The organism is Bradyrhizobium sp. dw_78, assembly GCF_018449525.1.
Taxonomy (GTDB): Bacteria; Pseudomonadota; Alphaproteobacteria; order Rhizobiales; family Xanthobacteraceae; genus Bradyrhizobium.
On record NZ_JAAVUS010000001.1, the window covers coordinates 854,624 to 872,132 of the forward strand.

General features: G+C 63.2%; 15 protein-coding genes. 10 read left to right on the forward strand and 5 right to left on the reverse strand.

What is annotated here, in order from left to right:
• The first annotated feature begins 308 nt into the window (after positions 1 to 308).
• Entirely contained in the window at positions 309 to 815 is a 507-nt protein-coding gene (locus HB630_RS03855) for a ferritin-like domain-containing protein (RefSeq protein WP_213770734.1), read from the forward strand.
• A gap of 26 nt (positions 816 to 841) precedes the next feature.
• Here the strand turns inward: HB630_RS03855 and HB630_RS03860 are convergent, their stop codons facing one another.
• A complete protein-coding gene (locus HB630_RS03860; protein WP_213770157.1) occupies positions 842 to 1,009 on the reverse strand; it encodes a hypothetical protein in 168 nt (55 codons plus the stop codon).
• A gap of 69 nt (positions 1,010 to 1,078) precedes the next feature.
• Here HB630_RS03860 and HB630_RS03865 point away from each other — a divergent pair, with 69 nt between their 5' ends.
• Positions 1,079 to 2,023 carry a fatty acid desaturase gene (locus HB630_RS03865; RefSeq protein ID WP_213770159.1) on the forward strand — a complete coding sequence of 315 codons (945 nt, stop codon included), beginning with the start codon at positions 1,079 to 1,081 and terminating at the stop codon, positions 2,021 to 2,023.
• An 80-nt stretch (positions 2,024 to 2,103) separates the two neighbouring features.
• Here HB630_RS03865 and HB630_RS03870 read toward each other — a convergent pair whose 3' ends face one another.
• Complete coding sequence (locus tag HB630_RS03870; RefSeq protein ID WP_213770160.1) at positions 2,104 to 2,538, reverse strand: hypothetical protein; 435 nt, start codon at positions 2,536 to 2,538, stop codon at positions 2,104 to 2,106.
• 30 nt (positions 2,539 to 2,568) lie between these two features.
• On the opposite strand from HB630_RS03870, the gene HB630_RS03875 reads away from it, so the two are divergent.
• A complete protein-coding gene (locus tag HB630_RS03875) occupies positions 2,569 to 3,225 on the forward strand; it encodes a hypothetical protein (protein WP_249780624.1) in 657 nt (218 codons plus the stop codon).
• A 45-nt stretch (positions 3,226 to 3,270) separates the two neighbouring features.
• On the opposite strand, the gene HB630_RS03880 is transcribed toward HB630_RS03875, so the two are convergent.
• From HB630_RS03880 to HB630_RS03890, 3 genes are all read right to left on the reverse strand, one after another.
• Positions 3,271 to 3,831 carry a carboxymuconolactone decarboxylase family protein gene (locus HB630_RS03880; RefSeq protein WP_213770161.1) on the reverse strand — a complete coding sequence of 187 codons (561 nt, stop codon included), beginning with the start codon at positions 3,829 to 3,831 and terminating at the stop codon, positions 3,271 to 3,273.
• 224 nt (positions 3,832 to 4,055) lie between these two features.
• Positions 4,056 to 4,481, reverse strand: a complete 426-nt coding sequence (locus HB630_RS03885; protein WP_213770162.1) for a universal stress protein — start codon at positions 4,479 to 4,481, stop codon at positions 4,056 to 4,058.
• 199 nt (positions 4,482 to 4,680) lie between these two features.
• Positions 4,681 to 5,223, reverse strand: coding sequence for a histidine phosphatase family protein (locus HB630_RS03890; protein WP_213770163.1), 543 nt, complete (start codon positions 5,221 to 5,223; stop codon positions 4,681 to 4,683).
• A gap of 97 nt (positions 5,224 to 5,320) precedes the next feature.
• Between HB630_RS03890 and HB630_RS03895 the strand changes: the two genes are divergently transcribed.
• The 7 genes from HB630_RS03895 to HB630_RS03925 all read left to right on the forward strand — a co-directional run bounded on the left by HB630_RS03895 (position 5,321) and on the right by HB630_RS03925 (position 17,440).
• On the forward strand, positions 5,321 to 6,736 hold the full coding sequence (locus HB630_RS03895; RefSeq protein ID WP_213770164.1) for an FAD-binding oxidoreductase: 1,416 nt from the start codon (positions 5,321 to 5,323) through the stop codon (positions 6,734 to 6,736).
• Positions 6,737 to 6,851: 115 nt separating this feature from the next.
• Positions 6,852 to 7,370 (forward strand): peptide-methionine (R)-S-oxide reductase MsrB, encoded by a 519-nt coding sequence (gene msrB, locus HB630_RS03900; protein WP_213770166.1) that lies wholly within the window; start codon positions 6,852 to 6,854, stop codon positions 7,368 to 7,370.
• Positions 7,371 to 7,574: 204 nt separating this feature from the next.
• Positions 7,575 to 10,196, forward strand: a complete 2,622-nt coding sequence (locus HB630_RS03905) for a flagellar hook-basal body complex protein (protein ID WP_213770168.1) — start codon at positions 7,575 to 7,577, stop codon at positions 10,194 to 10,196.
• 49 nt (positions 10,197 to 10,245) lie between these two features.
• A complete protein-coding gene (gene flgK, locus HB630_RS03910; protein ID WP_213770170.1) occupies positions 10,246 to 12,108 on the forward strand; it encodes a flagellar hook-associated protein FlgK in 1,863 nt (620 codons plus the stop codon).
• 10 nt (positions 12,109 to 12,118) lie between these two features.
• Positions 12,119 to 14,446 (forward strand): flagellar hook associated protein, encoded by a 2,328-nt coding sequence (locus HB630_RS03915; RefSeq protein ID WP_213770172.1) that lies wholly within the window; start codon positions 12,119 to 12,121, stop codon positions 14,444 to 14,446.
• A gap of 45 nt (positions 14,447 to 14,491) precedes the next feature.
• Complete coding sequence (locus HB630_RS03920; protein ID WP_213770736.1) at positions 14,492 to 15,739, forward strand: hypothetical protein; 1,248 nt, start codon at positions 14,492 to 14,494, stop codon at positions 15,737 to 15,739.
• 156 nt (positions 15,740 to 15,895) lie between these two features.
• Positions 15,896 to 17,440, forward strand: a complete 1,545-nt coding sequence (locus HB630_RS03925; protein WP_213770174.1) for a tetratricopeptide repeat-containing glycosyltransferase family protein — start codon at positions 15,896 to 15,898, stop codon at positions 17,438 to 17,440.
• Positions 17,441 to 17,509 lie beyond the last annotated feature (69 nt).

Here is a 17,509-nt window from a genome sequence, read left to right on the forward strand (position 1 = left end):
AAGGAGCCCGTGTGCAGCCCTTGACAACAAGAGCTTCGGTCTCCGGCGGGGCAAGCTGTCATATGCCTTACATATGTCCTGTCCCCGCCAGATTCGAGTCTTGAAATTCCGCCTCAGCGAGCTCGGACAGACGTTCCACTTGTTGCGATAATCCTTTGTTCCATCACGGCGTTTCGAGAGCACCAAGAACGTCCGGTCAGGAACATCCAGGCCGCAAGCCGGTTGGCTCCGATCAGCAACCGGACATGCCGGCGGTCCCGAAAGATCGGTCCACGCCGCCCGCGTTCCATCAACCAAGGAGCCGTGCAATGGGTCTCTTTTCCAAAGACATCAAAACCATGAATGATCTGTTCGTGCATCAGCTGCAGGACATTTACTACGCCGAGAAGCAGCTTGTGAAAGCATTGCCGAAAATGGCCGAGAAGGCTACCGAACCGCAGCTAAAACAGGGCTTTCTGACCCATCTCGACGAAACCAGAACCCATGTGCAGCGCCTCGAGCAGGTGTTCGGGATGGTGGGGGCGGAGGTGAAGTCGGTGGACTGTCCGGCCATCGACGGCATCATCAAGGAAGCCAACGACACGGCCGGCGAGGTCGAGGACAAGAAGGTGTTGGATGCGGCGCTGATCAACGCCGCACAGGCCGCGGAACATTACGAAATCGCCCGCTATGGCAGTCTGATTGCCTGGGCGAGGCAGTTTGGCCGCAACGATGCCGCCGGTGTCCTGCAAAAGACGCTCGATGAAGAAAAGGCGACCGACAGGAAGCTCACCACGCTGGCGGAAGGCAAGGTCAACCTGCGGGCCGCAAGCTGATCCCGTCATCGGGCTGAGATAAATATTCATTGAGACAAAACGTCGCGCAGGAAGCCCCTGCGCGACGTTTTGTCATGGTGGCCCGGCTTTGGCGGTTTGTCCTTTGGCAGATTGTTCCCGGCGGTTTGTCTTGCGGCGGAATGCGGCAGGAAAGGATCTGAAACAATTAATTTGTCCGGTGCGGCAAGATTCATCGGTGCGCCGGGCTGAAATCATGTACAAGTCCGCTGCATATTATATTGCGGTGCGGAGGTGCGCGGTTGATGGATCAGGTTAGCCGCGTCGGCACGCACCTCGCGGCTTTTCAAGCCCGGTCCCTGTCATGTCCTGCCGCGACGATCCCCAAGCGGGTCAACTGGCGCTATGCGTTCGCGGTCGGAAGCTATCATCTCCTCGCATTGTTGGCGTTCGATCCCTGGTTCTTCAGCAAGACCGGCGTCGCGCTTGCCGTGATCGGGGTTTACGTCTTCGGCGCTGCCGGGATCAACCTTTGCTACCACCGGCTGCTCAGCCACCGCAGCTTCAGTTGCCCGCTATGGCTCGAACACAGCTTTGCCGTGATCGCGGTCTGCTGCGTCGAGGACACGCCGGCCCGATGGGTCGCCACGCATCGCCTGCATCATCATCGCGCCGACGATCAGCCCGATCCCCACAGTCCTCTGGTCAGCCTGTTCTGGAGCTATATCGGCTGGCTGTTCGTCGAGAACCGGGATTTGAACCGCTCGGTGGCCTACGACCGCTATGCGCGCGACATCCTGCGCGACAAGTTCTATCGCCGGCTCGAGCGCGGCATCGTGTGGATCGCGCTGGCCCAGTCGGCGGCGTATTTCATCGTGGGTTTTCTCGCCGGCCTGTGCCTGGGGGAAACGCTCGGCCGGGCGCTGCAATTCGGCGCCAGCGTCTGGCTCTGGGGCGTGGTCGTCCGCACCGTTCTGGTGTGGCATGTCACCTGGTGCGGAAATTCCTTTCCGCACCTGTTCGGCTACCGCAATTACGAAACCGGCGACAACAGCCGCAACAACGCCTGGGTTGCCATTCTCACCAGCGGCGAGGGCTGGCACAATAATCACCATGCCGATCCCAGTTCCGCCTCCAACCAGCACCGCTGGTGGGAGATCGACCTGACCTTTTTGCTGCTGCGCGGGCTGGTGCTGTTGGGCCTGGCGTGGGATGTGCAGATGCCGAAGCGCCCGCCGCCGCGCACCTGATGGTGCCGGGATGGCTACACCGCTTCGATCGTGACCGAAGTATCAGCCAGGAAGCATCAGCCAAAGCGAAGCAGGGGCTGCTACGCCTTGCGCAGCGCGAAGTTCGCGCCGCAAAACGCCATCACCGCGCCAAGACATAATGCGGCAAGTCCCGCCAGCACGCCGGAGATCCAGGGGATGGGGCTTGGCGCGGAAGCCGCCTGACCCGCGCCCGCCAGCAGGAGCACGCCGACCGCGATCAGGAACTGCCGCATCCGGTGCGGAATTTGTCCCGACGCTGCGCTGTGCAGCAGCGATGCCGTGAAATAGCCGCCGCAGAAGCCGACGGTTGCGATCAGCCACCATGCGATCGCGGCGCCCGCGGGCATGATTTCCTGTGTATCCGATCGCCACAGGCCGCCGAGGTCAAGACCAAACCATGCGCCGAGCATGTGTACGGCGAGCGCAAACAGCACGCCCGAAATCACGGCTGCGGCCAGGATCAGGTGGCGCGGAAAATAAATCGTTTCGGCCATGCCGTGCTTGTAGGATAAAGCGCGCCGGCCATGCAAGCCGGCGCCAGCGGGACCAAGCCACTGCAAGACCAGGTCACAAGAGACGAGGCCACAATAGAAGCCGGGATCATAGCGGCGCCGAGCCCGCCTGCCACCGGTTACGCCTACAAGGCGTCGCTGATCGGCGCGGCGCATCGGTTCGATCTGACCGATGAAGGCCTGGCCTGGCGGATCGGCGGGCGATCCGGAGTCTGGCCTTACGACGCCATTTCCGCCATCCGCCTGTCCTATCGTCCGGTGTCAATGCAGGCGCGGCGGTTTCGCGCCGACATTACCGGCGTCGGCCGTGGACGCCTCGTGCTGCTGTCGACCAGCTGGCAGACCGCGGTCTTGATGGCGCCGCAGGACCGCGACTATCGCGCCTTCATCGTGGAGCTGCACCGGCGGATGGCGCAGGCTGGAAGCCGCGCCGTTCTCTCCGGCGGCCTCACGGTGAGGGTCTACACGGCGGCCGTTGCCTTGCTGGCGCTGGTGGCGCTGGCGATGGCGGGACTTTTCGTGCGTGCGGCCATGACCGGCGAATTCGCGGGCCTGTTGTTTCTGGCCGGTTTCGCCGCATTGTTTGCCTGGCAGGTCGGCGGCTTCGTCCGCCGCAACCGGCCGCAGGTCTATCCGTTCGATCACTTGCCGGACGCGTTGCTGCCGTGAGGGTGGCTGTCTTAAGACACCCTTGAGACATGCAGCGAGGTCTCCTCAATCGGGCACCGGCACGTCGAACGTGTTCAGCGTCACCGAGACCAGGCAGTAGACCGCCACGAGGGTGGAGAGCTCGGCCGCGCCATGCTCGCCGAATTCCTGCACTGCTGCGCGGTAGGTGAGTTCGGGCAGCACGCCGCCATTGACCAGCGCGAAGGCGAAATCGAAAGCCACGGCTTCCGGCCGGGTGAGGTCGACCGGGCGCTGGCCCGCGACGATCGTCGCCAGCTTGTCGTCCGACAGGCCGCGGCTTTCGGCGACGATCACATGCGCATAGAGTTCGTAGGCCGACCGGAAATGCGAACCGGTGACAAGGATCGCGACCTCGCGCACCGGAGCGGGAAGCGACGGTTTCGAGGCGATCGCTTTCACCAGTTCCCAGACCGGCTTGCCGAATTTCGGTTCGTGGATCCAGGGATTCCACGGGCCGAGCAGGGCGCCGTCGTTTCGAATGTTGACGAACCCCTGGAAGCTGGCGGCGATGCCCTGCTTCATGTCCTCATAAAGCGGCTTCTGCTCAGCACTCAATTCCGCGGGCGGGATGATCGGCAGGCGCATGATGAACTCCTCTATTTCTATAGTGTTTTCGAGCGAAGTGGATTCCGGTTCGCGTGAAGAAAACGCGTCAAAACAAAGAGGTAGAGCCCAGTTCTGATTCAAAGGCTCTGAAAAGGCTCTCGTGGGACGAGAGAAGATTGTCGGGGACGGTGGATGCGATGGCAAATGAATTGGCGGTGACGATGCTGCCGCGGCTGCCCGTTTTTTGATCGCAGAAAACTCGGCTAATGCCGCACCACCAGCACCGAGCATTTGGCGTAGCGCACCACATGCCCGGCGTTGGAGCCGAGAAAATAGGTCCGCATCGCCGGCCGGTGCGATGTCATGACGATCAGGTCGGCCTTCATGGAAGCGGCTTCCTCGAGGATCTCGTGATAGATGCCGCCCTGGCGCACCACGCTGGAAACACATGAGGCCTCGATGCCGGATTCGCGCGCCACGATGGCGAGCGCCTCTTCGGACGTCTCGCGCTGCTGGCTGTCGAAATCGGCGGGCACATATTCTGCCAGCATCACCGGCGTCATCGGCAGCACGTTCAACAGCCGCACCGCGCCGCCCCAGGTCTGCGACAGCGTCGCCGCCGTCATGATCGCGGGCTTGGCCAGATCGGCGTCGGCGAGATCGATCGGCACCAGGATGGATTTGAACATCTGCGCCTCCCTGTCGGTCATCGAACCCCGGAATCGTTCCGGTTCAGGTTAAACCAGAACCCGAACGGCGGTCTTGTGTTGACACGCTCTTGTCCTGACACGCGGCCTCAACGTAATCCGCTATTCACTCGAAAATGCAAAGGCGTAAGGCCGATGCCTGATGCGGCTATTTCAATCGTCCGAGGCCAGTCGTCCAAGCCTAATCGTCCAGCGCTTGTTTTAGCAATTTCGGGCTGATGAACTGCACCAGCCGTCCGCGGCGGAACGCCACATCATTCCAGTCGTCGATCGCGAAGTCGTAGATGACCAGGCCCGACGTCGGCAGGTTGTCGGCAAGCCGCGTGCGCCCGGCGGCGTCGCCGCTTCCGGCCAGCGCCAGCGCCAGTTCGTGCATGCCTGGATTATGCCCGACCAGCATCAGCCGGCGCGGATCATGCACCGATGCTTCGCGGATGGTTTGCAGCAATTGCGGGGAGTCCGCGCCATAGAGTTCCGGCAGCAATTCCAGATGCGGCGAGGGGGCGACGTCCTTGATCGCCGCCCAGACGCCCTCCCAGGTCTGATGCGCCCGGACCGCCGGCGAAACCAACACGGCATCGGGGAATGGCGGGTGGGTTGCGATCCACTGGCCGATCTCGGCGGCGTCTTTGTGGCCACGGTCGTCGAGACGGCGATCCCGATCGCGGCCGCTCGGCGCGTCGGTCTCGGTCTTGGCGTGACGCAGCAGCATCAAGCGGCGCATGGCGCAATCTCGATTCGTTCAAGGGCCTGCGGATTAATGTACAGACTGAGGTTCAGGGCAAGGTGACAAGCGCCTCGCCGGTCCGTAAGAAACGCTCATGAGCGAGACGTTTCCGAGCGCCACCACCCGGCCTGATTCCGCCATCATTCGCGAGCGCCAGCGCCTTTCGTTCGATCTGGACGCCGACATTTGCGTGGTCGGCGCCGGGGTCGCCGGACTGACCGTCGCCCTCGAGGCTGCCCGGCTTGGCGCCAGCGTCGCCGTGCTCGAAGGCCGGCATGTCGGCTGGGGCGCGTCCGGCCATCAGCTCGGCACCGTGATGCCAGGGTATAATCTTCCGATCGGCGATCTTATCGCGCGTGTCGGTTTCGAGGACGCGCGCGAGATCTGGGCGCTGTCGCGGCAGGGCGCCGAATACGTGCGGAGCAACGCCACCGAACAGTTGATTCCGGGCATTGCGTTGAGCGAAGGCGTGCTCGAAGTGTCCAACGTCGACGCCGGTGATCAATTGATCAGCCGGCTCCAGATGTTGAGCGAGGATTTTGAGACCGAAGTGGAGGGCTGGCAGGTCGAGCGCGTGCGCGACGAGGTCAGGACCGGACACTATTTCCACGGCGTCTATTACCCCAGGGCGTTTCAGATCGACGGCCGCAAATATGTCCACGGCCTTGCCGCGCTGGCGCGGCGGGCGGGCGCGCGGATCTTCGAGGATACGCCGGTCGTCAGCATCGACTCGTCGGGCGTTCGCAAGCGCATCGTCACGCCGTCGGCGCGGTTGCGCGCCTCCCATGTCGTGCTGGCCGGCAATGTCCATCTCGGTGCGCCGCTCCAGCGGTTGTCGGAAACGCTGCTGCCGGTGTGGCGCTACGCGACGGTGACCGCGCCGCTCGGCGAGCGCCTCAAGGAGGCGATCAGGTTTCAGGGCTCGGTGATGGACAGCGACGGCGTCGATCATTTCCGGATCGTGAATGGCGACCGTTTGATGTGGGCGTCGCCGGAGACCACCTGGGCGGCGCGGCCGCAGCGTTTTGCCGGCGCCATCGCGCGCAGGATCCGCACGATTTTTCCGGACCTCGGCGATGTCGAGATTGCCGAGGTCTTCGGCGGCGCCACCGGGCAAACCGTGCATGGCATGCCGCAGATCGGGCAGTTGCGCCGAGGCCTGTGGGTGACGAGCGGCTTCGGCCGTCAGGGACTCAATACCTCGGCGATGTCAGGCCAGTTGATCGTGCGCAGCATCCTGGTGGGCGACGACCGCTGGCGGCTGTTTTCGCCATTCGAACTGGTCTGGGCCGGCGGCCCGACCGGCCGGATCGCCGGCCAGCTGGTCGGCCTGTGGGGACGGGGAGCTTCCGCCGCGGCCGGCGCTTTGGCCCGTTACCGGGAACGCGCGCGCGCCCAGGACGATATTCGCGACGCGCGCCGGCTCAAGGCCAATCTCCAGGCCGGAACCAGGCCGCAAACGCGCCGGCCGCCGGCTGGAGCGGAGCGCGGCAAAAATGAGGGTGTGTAAAAAGAGGCTCTCGCAGGAAAGTGAGGAAGTTCCGGTCGATCGGGCGTAACTTCCTGGACTTGGCGCCGTATCACACGGTGAACACTTGGGCTTCGCTCAAAGCACGGAGATCGCCATGTTGGACCGCCGCATTCTCCTCACATCTCTCGCCGGCCTGTTCGGCCTTTCCGCGTTTCGTTGGCTGCGCGCCACGCCGGCCCAATCCGCGGAGGCCCGGATCGCGGAGAAGTTCGAGATCGAAAAGACCGATGCGGAATGGCGCGCGCAGTTGACGCCGCAGCAATATGAAATCCTGCGCCAGGAGGGCACCGAGCGCCCGTGGTCGAGCCCGCTGCTGAAGGAGCATCGCAAGGGCACCTTCGCCTGCGCCGGCTGCGACCTGCCGCTGTTTTCCTCGGAGACCAAGTTCGAAAGCGGCACTGGCTGGCCGAGTTTTTATCAGCCGCTCGCCAACGCGGTCGCCAAGCGCGAAGACCGCACTTTCGGCATGTTGCGGACCGAGGTGCATTGCCGCCGTTGCGGCGGACATGTCGGCCATGTGTTCGACGACGGGCCGAAGCCGACCGGCCTGCGCTACTGCATGGACGGCTTCGCGCTGTCGTTTCATCCGGCGGCGGCGCCGTCGTCGACCTGAAGCCGACGGACCGGTTTAAGCCCGGCAATTGTTGCCCGCCCGGCAATTGTACCCCGGTCCCTGGACCGGGGTGTTTTTATTTAAGTGGCTGATAAAGCGCATTTTTTTATTTGGCATGGCGTTTGCGATGTCTCTGTTCGATGACGGCTTTCGGCGCGGCGTGGCCCGCGGGCCGCACGGATCGAACGTGGTGGAGACAATGTTATGGGTATCTTCGATGCGCTTAATACCGCGGTGGCGGGCTTGCAGGCTCAATCTTTCGCCCTGCAGAACATTTCCGGCAACATCGCGAACTCCTCGACGATCGGTTACAAAGGCATCGACACGACTTTCGAGGATCTTGTTGCAGATGCGTCGTCGCCGACCGGGCAGGTCGCAGGAGGCGTCGCTGCCTACTCGCAACAGACGATAACGACATCAGGTACTGTCTCAGCATCGACCGTTGCGACCAATATGGCGATCAACGGCGACGGCTTCTTCTCGGTGCAGGGCACCACCGGCACCGTCGATGGTCAGCCGGTCTTCAGCGGTACCACCGACTATACCCGCGCCGGCGATTTCCAGCTCAATGCCAACGGCTTTCTCGTCAATGGCGCCGGATATTATCTGATGGGCGTTTCGGTCGATCCAAAAACAGGAAACCCGCTCGGCAGCGTTTCGCAGGTTCTCCAGTTTGAGAACAATTTCGTGCCGGCGCAGGCGACCAGCGCGATTCAATACGCCGCCAACCTTCCGACCAAGCCTGCGACGACGGCGAGCACGACGGCATCCGCCGGAACGATAACGGCCGCGGGAGGCCTCAACCCGGGTGACTTCGGCCAGAACCCGATGGTACAGGGCACGCCTGCCACGCCTTACGGCAATAATACGGTCACCGGTTCCGCCGCGGCGTCAACGTCGGGAGCGGTCACCACCGGAACGTTGCTTTCCAGCACGGCGCTGGGCAGCACGACCGGAACCGCCGTCGACAACCAGACCACGTCTGCCGTGCCGATCAGCGGCGCGACATTGTTGTCCGGCGCTGCGGGCACGGCTTCGCTGGCCCACGGTTTTGCGAACGGCGATACCATCACCGTTGGCACCAAGACGATCACCTTCAGCACCACGGCGGCCACCAGCACCGACGCCAATGGCGGCGTTATCAACCTGGGCACCGGAACGGTTCAGGACGTCCTCACTGCAATCGACCAGATCACGGCTACCTCGACCCCGTCGACCATCAGCGGCGGCAAGATCACGCTGAGCGATAGTGCTGCCCCTCCCGAAGTGACGGTCACGAGTTCGAACACAACGGCTTTTAGTGCGCTTGGCTTCGGCAGTACCGGTACCGTCACCACTACGGGCGGAACTGCCACCGGAACCCTCGTCGATAACCAGACCGCGACTCCCGTGCCGGTCTCGGGCGCGACGCTGTTGTCCGGCGCCGCGGGCACGTACTCGCTGGCCTCCGGTTTTACGGCCAGCGACACCATCACCGTCAACGGCAAGACGATCAGTTTCAGTACCACCGCCTCCACCAGCATCACCGCCACTGGCGCCGTCATCAATCTGGGCACCGGATCGGTTCAGGACGTCCTCGATGCGATCGACAAGATCTCGGGCACGACGACCCCGTCAACCATCAGCGCCAGCGGCGCGATCACGCTGAATGATAATGCGGGCAGTCTATCGATCACGAGCTCGAACTCGTCTGCTCTCGGCGCTCTCGGCTTCAGCGCCAGTACCATCACCACCCCAAGCGCGCTGTCCGCGAGCTTTTCGGCCAACGACACCGTCACGGTCGATGGAAAGACGATCTCATTCTATAACTCCAGCGCCACGCCCCCTGGCTCTCCCGGCGGCGTAGCCGGTACCACCTACCTCGATCTGGCGACTGCAACGGTCGGCGATCTCTTGAGCGCTATTGCTACCGCCACCGGCGGCCCGGCTGCCACGATTAGCAGCACCGGCGCGATCACGCTGAATAGCGGCACGGCAGCCGATCTCAGCGTCTCCAGCAGCAATACATCGGCGTTCGGGGCACTTGGCTTCACAGACCCGATGACGGCAGCCCGCACCGGCGGCGGCACGGCCGGCACCGGCGTCGTCATCGGCAACGACCTCACGGCTTTCACCAATGAAAGCATCAGTGGCGGCGCGGTAACGGCTTACAACTCGGCGGGAACACCGGTTAACCTGCAAGTGCGATGGGCCCTGACCTCCAATGCGGGCGGTCAAGACACCTGGAATTTGTTTTATCAAACCGATACCAGCGCGACCGGCACGCAGGTCGCATGGGTCAATGCCGGCACGAACTTCGTCTTCAATGCCAACGGGTCGTTGTCGAGTCCGTCCAGTTCGGCCGTCACCATTCCCGGAGTGAGCGTGAACAACCAAGCGCTCGGCGATCTGACGTTGAACGTCGGACAAGGTGCTTTGACGCAATACGCCAGCACCAGCGGCGCTGCGACCGTCAACACCTTTACCCAGAACGGCTATGCCGCCGGCCAGCTTCAGTCAGTCGCCATCAACAATAACGGCCTCGTGGTCGGAACCTTCTCCAACGGGCAGAACCTCGATCTGGCCCAGGTCACGCTGTCGCATTTCAACGGCACCAATTACCTGCAGTCTCTCAGCGGCGAAGCGTATGCCGTGACGTCACAGTCCGGGCCTGCCATCTCCGGCGCATCAGGTACGATCAGCGGTTCGTCGCTCGAAGGATCGAATACCGACATCGCCGACGAATTCACCAAGCTGATCGTGACCCAGCAGGCCTATTCGGCAAATACCAAGGTGATCACCACGGCCAACGACATGGTTCAGGATCTCCTGAACGTGCTGCGCTGACCCGCGTTGATTGCCTTTTGTGTGATGTGAACCAAGGCGGGCCATAAACATGGGTTTGAGTTCAGCCCTTGCAACCGCAATGTCCGGTCTGCGCGCCAACCAGGCGGCGCTCTCGATTACGTCGTCGAATGTCGCGAACGCGCAAACGCCTGGCTACGTCACGCAAAGCGTCAATCAGGTCGAAGTTGCCAGCGGTGGTATCGGCTCGTCTGTCGAGGTCACCGGCGTCAATCGCGAACTCGATACCTACGTCCAGAGTCAGTTGCGCACGGAAACCGCCGGCGGCGCCTATGCCGACCAGATGTCCAATATCCTGGGCCAGTTGCAGAGCGTCTACGGTACTCCCGGCGGTGCGGGCACGCTCGAAAACGCGCTCAGCAGCTTCACCTCGGCGTTGCAGGCGATATCGACGGGCTCGGGCAGCGCGTCCTCGCAGTCCGTTGCATTGACGGCCGCGCAAAACCTGGCGCAGTCGCTGAATTCGACGACGCAGAGCATCCAGGCGCTGCGTTCGAACGTCAATCAGGATCTCGGCAATTGCGTCAGTCAGGCCAACGCGGCGATGACCGCGATCGCCAACATCAATACCCAGCTTCAGGGATTGAGCCCGACCGATCCCGCCGCAGCGACGCTGGAAGATCAGCGCGATAGCGCCATCAACACGCTGTCAAGCCTGATGGACACGCGCACGGTCACCAGTTCGTCCGGCGAGGTCAGCGTCTTTACCAATGCCGGCGTTCAGCTCGTCAGCGGCGGCCTTGCGTCGACGATGTCGTTCAGTTCGCCGGGAACGCTGACGGCCAACTCGCTGTACAACACCAACCCCGCTCAATCCGGCGTCGGGTCGCTCACGATCCAGCTCCCGAACGGCGCCAGCACCGACATGGTCGCGACCAACGCGGTCAGCTCGGGCCAGATCGCCGCCGATCTGACGCTGCGCGACCAGACCCTGGTACAGGCGCAAACCCAGGTCGATCAGCTCGCGGCGACGCTTTCGAGCTCGCTGTCCGACACGACCACGGCCGGCACCGCGGTCGCCGGACCGCCGGCAGGTTTCAGCGTCGACACCTCGGGCATGGTGGCAGGCAACACGGTCAACCTGACCTATACGCCCGCCGGGACCAGCACCCAGCAACAGATATCGATCGTCAACGTCGCCGATTCGTCGGTGCTGCCGCTGCCGAACGCGCCGAATGCCAATCCAAAGGTGATCGGAGTCAATTTCTCCAACGGAATGTCGTCGGTCGTCTCGCAATTGAACGCGGCGCTCGGCGGCACCGGCATTCAGTTCTCGAATCCGTCCGGAAACACCTTGAGCGTGGCCGGATACGCTTCTGCGACCGTCAGTGCCCTCTCGGCGACGACGACGGCATCGTCGCTGCAAGATGGAAGCGCCGCTCTCCCGCTGTTTACCGACGGCGGCACATCGTACACCGGCGCGATCACCGCGGGCGGCTCGCAAATGACCGGCTATGCGGGACGCATCACCGTCAATCCGGCGCTGCTGAACAATCCATCGGCGCTCAGCGTCTACAGCACATCCCCGCCGACCGCTGCCGGCGACACTACGCGGTCCGACTATCTGTTTTCGCAGCTCACCAACGCCACGTTCAACTATTCGACGCAAACCGGACTGGGATCCACGGCGGCGCCTTTCAACGGCACGATCACGGATTACCTGCAGCAATTCATCAGCCAGCAGGGCAATGCGGCCACGCAGGCGACGCAATTGCAGCAGGGCCAGGACGTCGTGGTCAGCACGTTGCAGGAGAAATTCAACTCGACCTCCGGCGTCAATATCGACACCGAAATGTCGAACCTGATTCAGTTGCAGAATGCCTATGCCGCCAACGCTCACGTCATGTCGGTGATTCAAAGCATGATGAACAGCCTGCTACAGGCTCAAACGTAGGACGCTGAAGATGTCGATAAGTAGCATAAATTATGGTTCTTCTGTCCTTGGCCAGTCGGTACAAAACCTCAACAACCAGCTCACGACGCTGTCGACGCAGCTTTCGACCGGGTTGAAATCCACCAACTACGCCGGGATGGGCGTCAACGAAGGATTCGCGGTCGCCGCGCGCGCGCAGCTCTCGAACCTCACCGCCTTCGGCACGACGATGACCAACGTCAATACGATCATTGCCGCAGCCAACACCGGGCTGCAATCGCTGTCGGATATCAGCGGGTCCGTGCAGAGCAGCGCGTCCTCGTCGCCGCAAAGTCTGGACAGCACCGGGCAGTCCGTCGCCCAGGAGAACGCGGCGACGCAACTTTCCTCGATGGTCGGCATTCTGAATACCCAGGTCGGCGACCGCTATATTTTTTCCGGCAGCGCGATCACCACGCCGGCGGTGGCCTCCACCGATGCCATCATGAACGGCACCAGCACCCAGGCCGGATTGAAACAGGTGATGGCCGAGCGGGAGCAGGCCGATCTCGGCACCGACGGCATGGGACGGCTGGTCGTTTCGCAGCCGACGACGACCTCGGTGCAGGTCGGCGAAGATGCCGCCGGTTCGCCGTTCGGTCTCAAACTGAATTCGGTCACGTCCTCGTTGACGGGCGCCACGGTCACCGGCCCGTCCGGCTCGCCGGCCGCGATCTCGGTCGCTCTCGGCGCCACCAATCCGAATCCGGGCGATCAGGTCAGCTTCACCTTCAATCTTCCCGACGGCAGCAGCCAAACCGTCCAGTTGACGGCGACGAGCACCTCGCCGGCGCCCACCGGCAGTTTCACCATCGGCGCCACGCCGGCCGACACGGCGTCGAACCTGAACACGGCCCTGACCTCATCGATCAGCACGCTTGCCAATACCTCGCTGGTGGCGGCATCGGCCGTGGTCGCGGGCGACAATTTCTTCAACACCGACAGCATCGCCATCGGCGGCGTCGCGACCAACCAGAACACGACTCCGGTGCCGGTCTCGGGCACGACGGCCTTGTTATCCGGCGCGGCCGGCTCAGATTCGCTGCCCTCTCCCGGTTTTGCGGCCGGCGACACCCTCACGGTCAACGGCACGACGATCCAGTTCTATAACTCCAGCACCACGCCGCCCGGCACTCCCGGCAGCGTAACCGGTACCAGCTATGTCGATCTGGCGACCACGACCGTCGGCGGCCTCCTGGGCGACATCGACACGATTACGGGCACGACGACTCCCTCGACCGTCAGCGGCGGCGTGATCACGCTGAACGACGACGCCGGGAGCCTGTCGGTCACGAGCTCGAACACGAACGCTTTCACCGCGCTCGGCTTCAGCGGCACCGTCACCGGCGCAACCGCCGCCGGCACCGTGGTCAACAGCCAGGCCACGACTCCGACGCCGCTGCCGATCACGGGTGCGACGGCGTTGTCCGGTGCCGCCGGCACGGATTCGCTGGGGGGAGGCAGTTTTGCGGCCGGCGACACCCTCACGGTCAACGGTTCGACCATCCAGTTCTATAACTCCGGCACCACGCCCCCGACCGCTGCCGGCACCACGTCCGGCACCACCTATGTTGATCTCGCGACCGCGACCGTCGGCGACCTCTTGGGTGATATCGATTCGATCACCGGCACCACGACCCCGTCGACCATCGACGGCGGCGTGATCACGATCCATACCGACGATGCCTCCAGCCTGAAGATCACCAGTTCGGATTCCGCCGCGCTGGCCGGGCTTGGTTTCAGCGGCGGCACCGTCACCGCGATACAGCCGCCGCTGCGGGTCGGCGGCACGCCGCCGGGTTCGGCGACCACGCTCGTCAACGGTACCTCGAACACGGTGCAGTGGTACACCGGCAATTCCGGGCCGGGTTCGGCACGGGCATCGTCGAGCGCGCGCATCGATACGTCGGAGACGATCAATTTCGGCGCGCAGGCCAACGAGCAGGCGATCCGCATCCAGATGCAAAACATCGCGGTGTTTGCCGCCTTCACGGCGTCGCCGACGGGGACCAATTCGGCAGCGCAGATCAATGCGCTGAGCCAGCGCATCTCGACCAATCTGACGCCGCAAGCTGGTCAACAAAGCCTTGCCGAAATGCAGACCGACTTCGCCAATGCGCAGACCGAAATCCAGGCCGCGACGGCCCGGCAAACCCAGACCCAGACCATGATGCAGAACATGATCGACCAGACCGAGGATGTTTCCACCGATCAGGTAGCCAGCGAATTGCTCGCGGTTCAGAACAGTTTGCAAGCATCTTATCAAGCGACTTCAATGCTTTCTCAACTCTCCTTGGTCAAGTATCTGCCGGCCGGTTAATCCGCGAAGCAAATCGAACGGAGAACTGCCATGCGGAGAACTGACATGGGGATTGTCTGCGCCGACAGCGCCGATCGTGCTTCCAGCGCCTGCGCGGACCGGATTGGTTTTGCCAGGCTCACGGACATGGCGTTTCGCGGTGCCGATCTTCGTCCGCTGCGCGACGAGATCATGTCGAAGATCGCCGATGGTTCGGCCAGCGCGGGCGAGGCGCTCGATCTGTCATTGATCGTGCAATTGCTCGGTGAGAAGCAGGCAGGGCTTGCGGTGCAGGCCGAAGTGCTGGCCTTTCATCAATTGTTTCGTTCGCCCTGTTCGGCGGAGCAGCCGAAGCTGCGGGTTCTCGCGCTCGCGGCCGAAATGGACATGGGCGGCAACACGCCGATCGAGTTTCTGCTGGAGCATTCCGGGATCGAATTGTTGACGCTGTATGTCGTCGCGGGCGTCGAATTGCCGGCGCCGCTGCCGGATCATGACATAGCGATCGTGATCGCCTCCGACTCGGAGGAGTGCCGCGATGCGCTGGGTAAGATCGAGCGCGCCGCGCCGCGCTGGCCGCGGCCGCTGCTCAATCCGCCCGACCGCGTCGCCCGCCTCGATCGCGACAAGCTGCACCGTCTGCTTCATGGCGTCGAGGGACTGGATATCCCGGCGACCCTGTGCGTGACGCGCGCGCAATTGTCCGATCCGTCTCGCGTGAACGGCCAGTTCTCGGGCGCCGGCGCGAGATTTCCCCTGATCGTGCGGCCGCGCGGTTCGCATGCCGGCATGGGGCTTGCGAAGATCGACGATCGGGCCGCGCTCGACCGGTATCTTATGGAGCGGCCGGAGCCGGAATTCTTTGTCTCGCGCTTCGTCGATTATGCCAACGCCGACGGCCTGTTCCGCAAATACCGGATCGCCTTTGTCGACGGCCGTCCCTATGCCTGCCACATGGCGATCGCCGACCGCTGGGACATCTGGTACCTCAATGCGGGAATGGCCTTCAGCGAGAGCAAGCGCAATGAAGAGGCCGAGTTCATGCGGAGCTTCGATCACGGCTTCGCTGTCCGCCATCGGCACGCGCTGGCGGCGATGGCTGCCCGCATCGGTCTCGATTACTTCACGGTCGATTGTGCGGAAAACAAGCGCGGCGAACTGCTGATCTTCGAGGCCGACAACACCGCCGTCGTGCATAATATGGATTCCCCGGAACTGTATCCCTACAAGGGGCCGCAAATGCGCAACGTCTTCGAGGCGTTCGCAGCGATGCTGTTGCGCCGCGCCCGCGACGGCCGCGAGCGCGCAGCCTGACGAGCCGGCGACTTCGGAAAATGCTAGCCTCAATCATGCAAGGCTGATTCGGACGCTGCGGCTTCCGGATCGGCTGATGGCTGATGCGTTCTCCGGGAAGAAAGTCGTTTGCCGGCAAGCTGGAAAACATCTGGGCGGATACCGAACCTGTCCCGCATGCAGCGGCAGGCCTATGGTTCCTTTCACGACGGCGATCTCGACAAGGCCGAAAGGCTGTGCAGCGGGATTCTGCAGCACCGGCCCGACGATTTCGATGCGCTGCATCTGCTCGGGATGCTCCATTTCCAGCGCCGCCGCATGGTGGAAGCGCTCCGCTTTCTCGCCGCCGCGCTGAAGGCCAATCCCGATTCGTCGGACACGATGTCGAATCTGGGGCTCGCGCTTCATACCGTGGGCCGCTACGAGGAAGCGGTCCTGTGGTATCGCCACGCCTTGCAGCTTGCGCCGGATCATCCCGAAATACTCTACAATCTCGGTAATTCCAGTCTCGAACTCGGCCGTCTGCCCGAGGCGCTTTCGAGCTACGATGCCGCGCTGGCCCGCGAGCCCGGTCATGCCGGCGCGCTGGTCAACAAGGGCAACACGCTGCTGCGGTTGAACGAGCCCGGCGAGGCGCTTTCGAGTTATGACGCGGCGCTTGCCGTGATGCCGGGTCATTCGCAGATCCTGACCAATCGCGGCCATGCGTTGCGCCGGCTCGGCCGGCCGGTCGAAGCGCTCGCCGATTTCAGGGCGGCGCTTGCCGCGGCGCCTGAATTTGCCGAAGCCCATTTCGAAGCGGCGATGACGCATTTGCTGCTCGGCGATTTCGATGCGGGCTGGCAGGCCTATGAGTGGCGCTGGAAGACCGGTGCATTTGCGCAGCGCCGCCGCTCGTTTCCGGCACCGTTGTGGCAGGGCGGCGAGCCGGTTTCCGGCAAGACCGTTTTGCTTCATGCCGAACAGGGATTCGGCGACACCATCCAGTTCATCCGCTATGCGCCGCTGCTGGCGCTGCAGGGGGCAAACGTCGTTTGCGAGGTTCAGGCGGAACTGCAGCCGCTGTTGTCGCAGTTCGAAGGCGTCAAGGTGATCGCTTCCGGCGAGCCGCTTCCGGCATTCGACCTGCATTGCCCGCTGCTCAGCCTGCCGCGCGCCTTCAAGACGCAGGTCGGGACCATTCCGGCCGCGGTTCCTTATCTCGTCGCGCCGGCGGAGCGTCAGGCCCGCTGGCGGCATCGTCTGCCGGCGGGACGTCCGCGCGCCGGCTTCGTCTGGTCCGGTTCATCGATTCACAAAAGCGACAGCAGCCGGTCGATCGCGCTTTCGCGTCTGGCTGCGCTGTTCGAAGATCCGCCGCTGCAATGTTTCAGCCTTCAGACCGAATTGCGCAGCGCGGACAGCGAGGTGTTGCGCGATCTGCCGAAACTGATTCACCTCGGCGGCGAGATCGGCGATTTCACCGATACGGCCGCCATCATCTCGCTGCTCGATATCGTTGTTTCGGTCGATACCGCGGTGGCGCATCTGGCCGGAGCGCTGGGCAAGCCGGTGGTGATCCTGCTTCCCTATGCGGCCGACTTCCGCTGGATGAGGGACCGCGAGGACACGCCGTGGTATCCGGCCGCGAAATTGCTCCGGCAACCGGCCCCGGGCGATTGGGATAGCGTGATCGCCCGGCTGGGCGACGAACTTCGACGGTTGGGGCAGGGCGGCGCGTGAGCCGTTAGGATTTCATTAACCACGTCTGTTTACTGTTTGGTGAGGATTGCGGGCCGTTGCTTTCCGCAT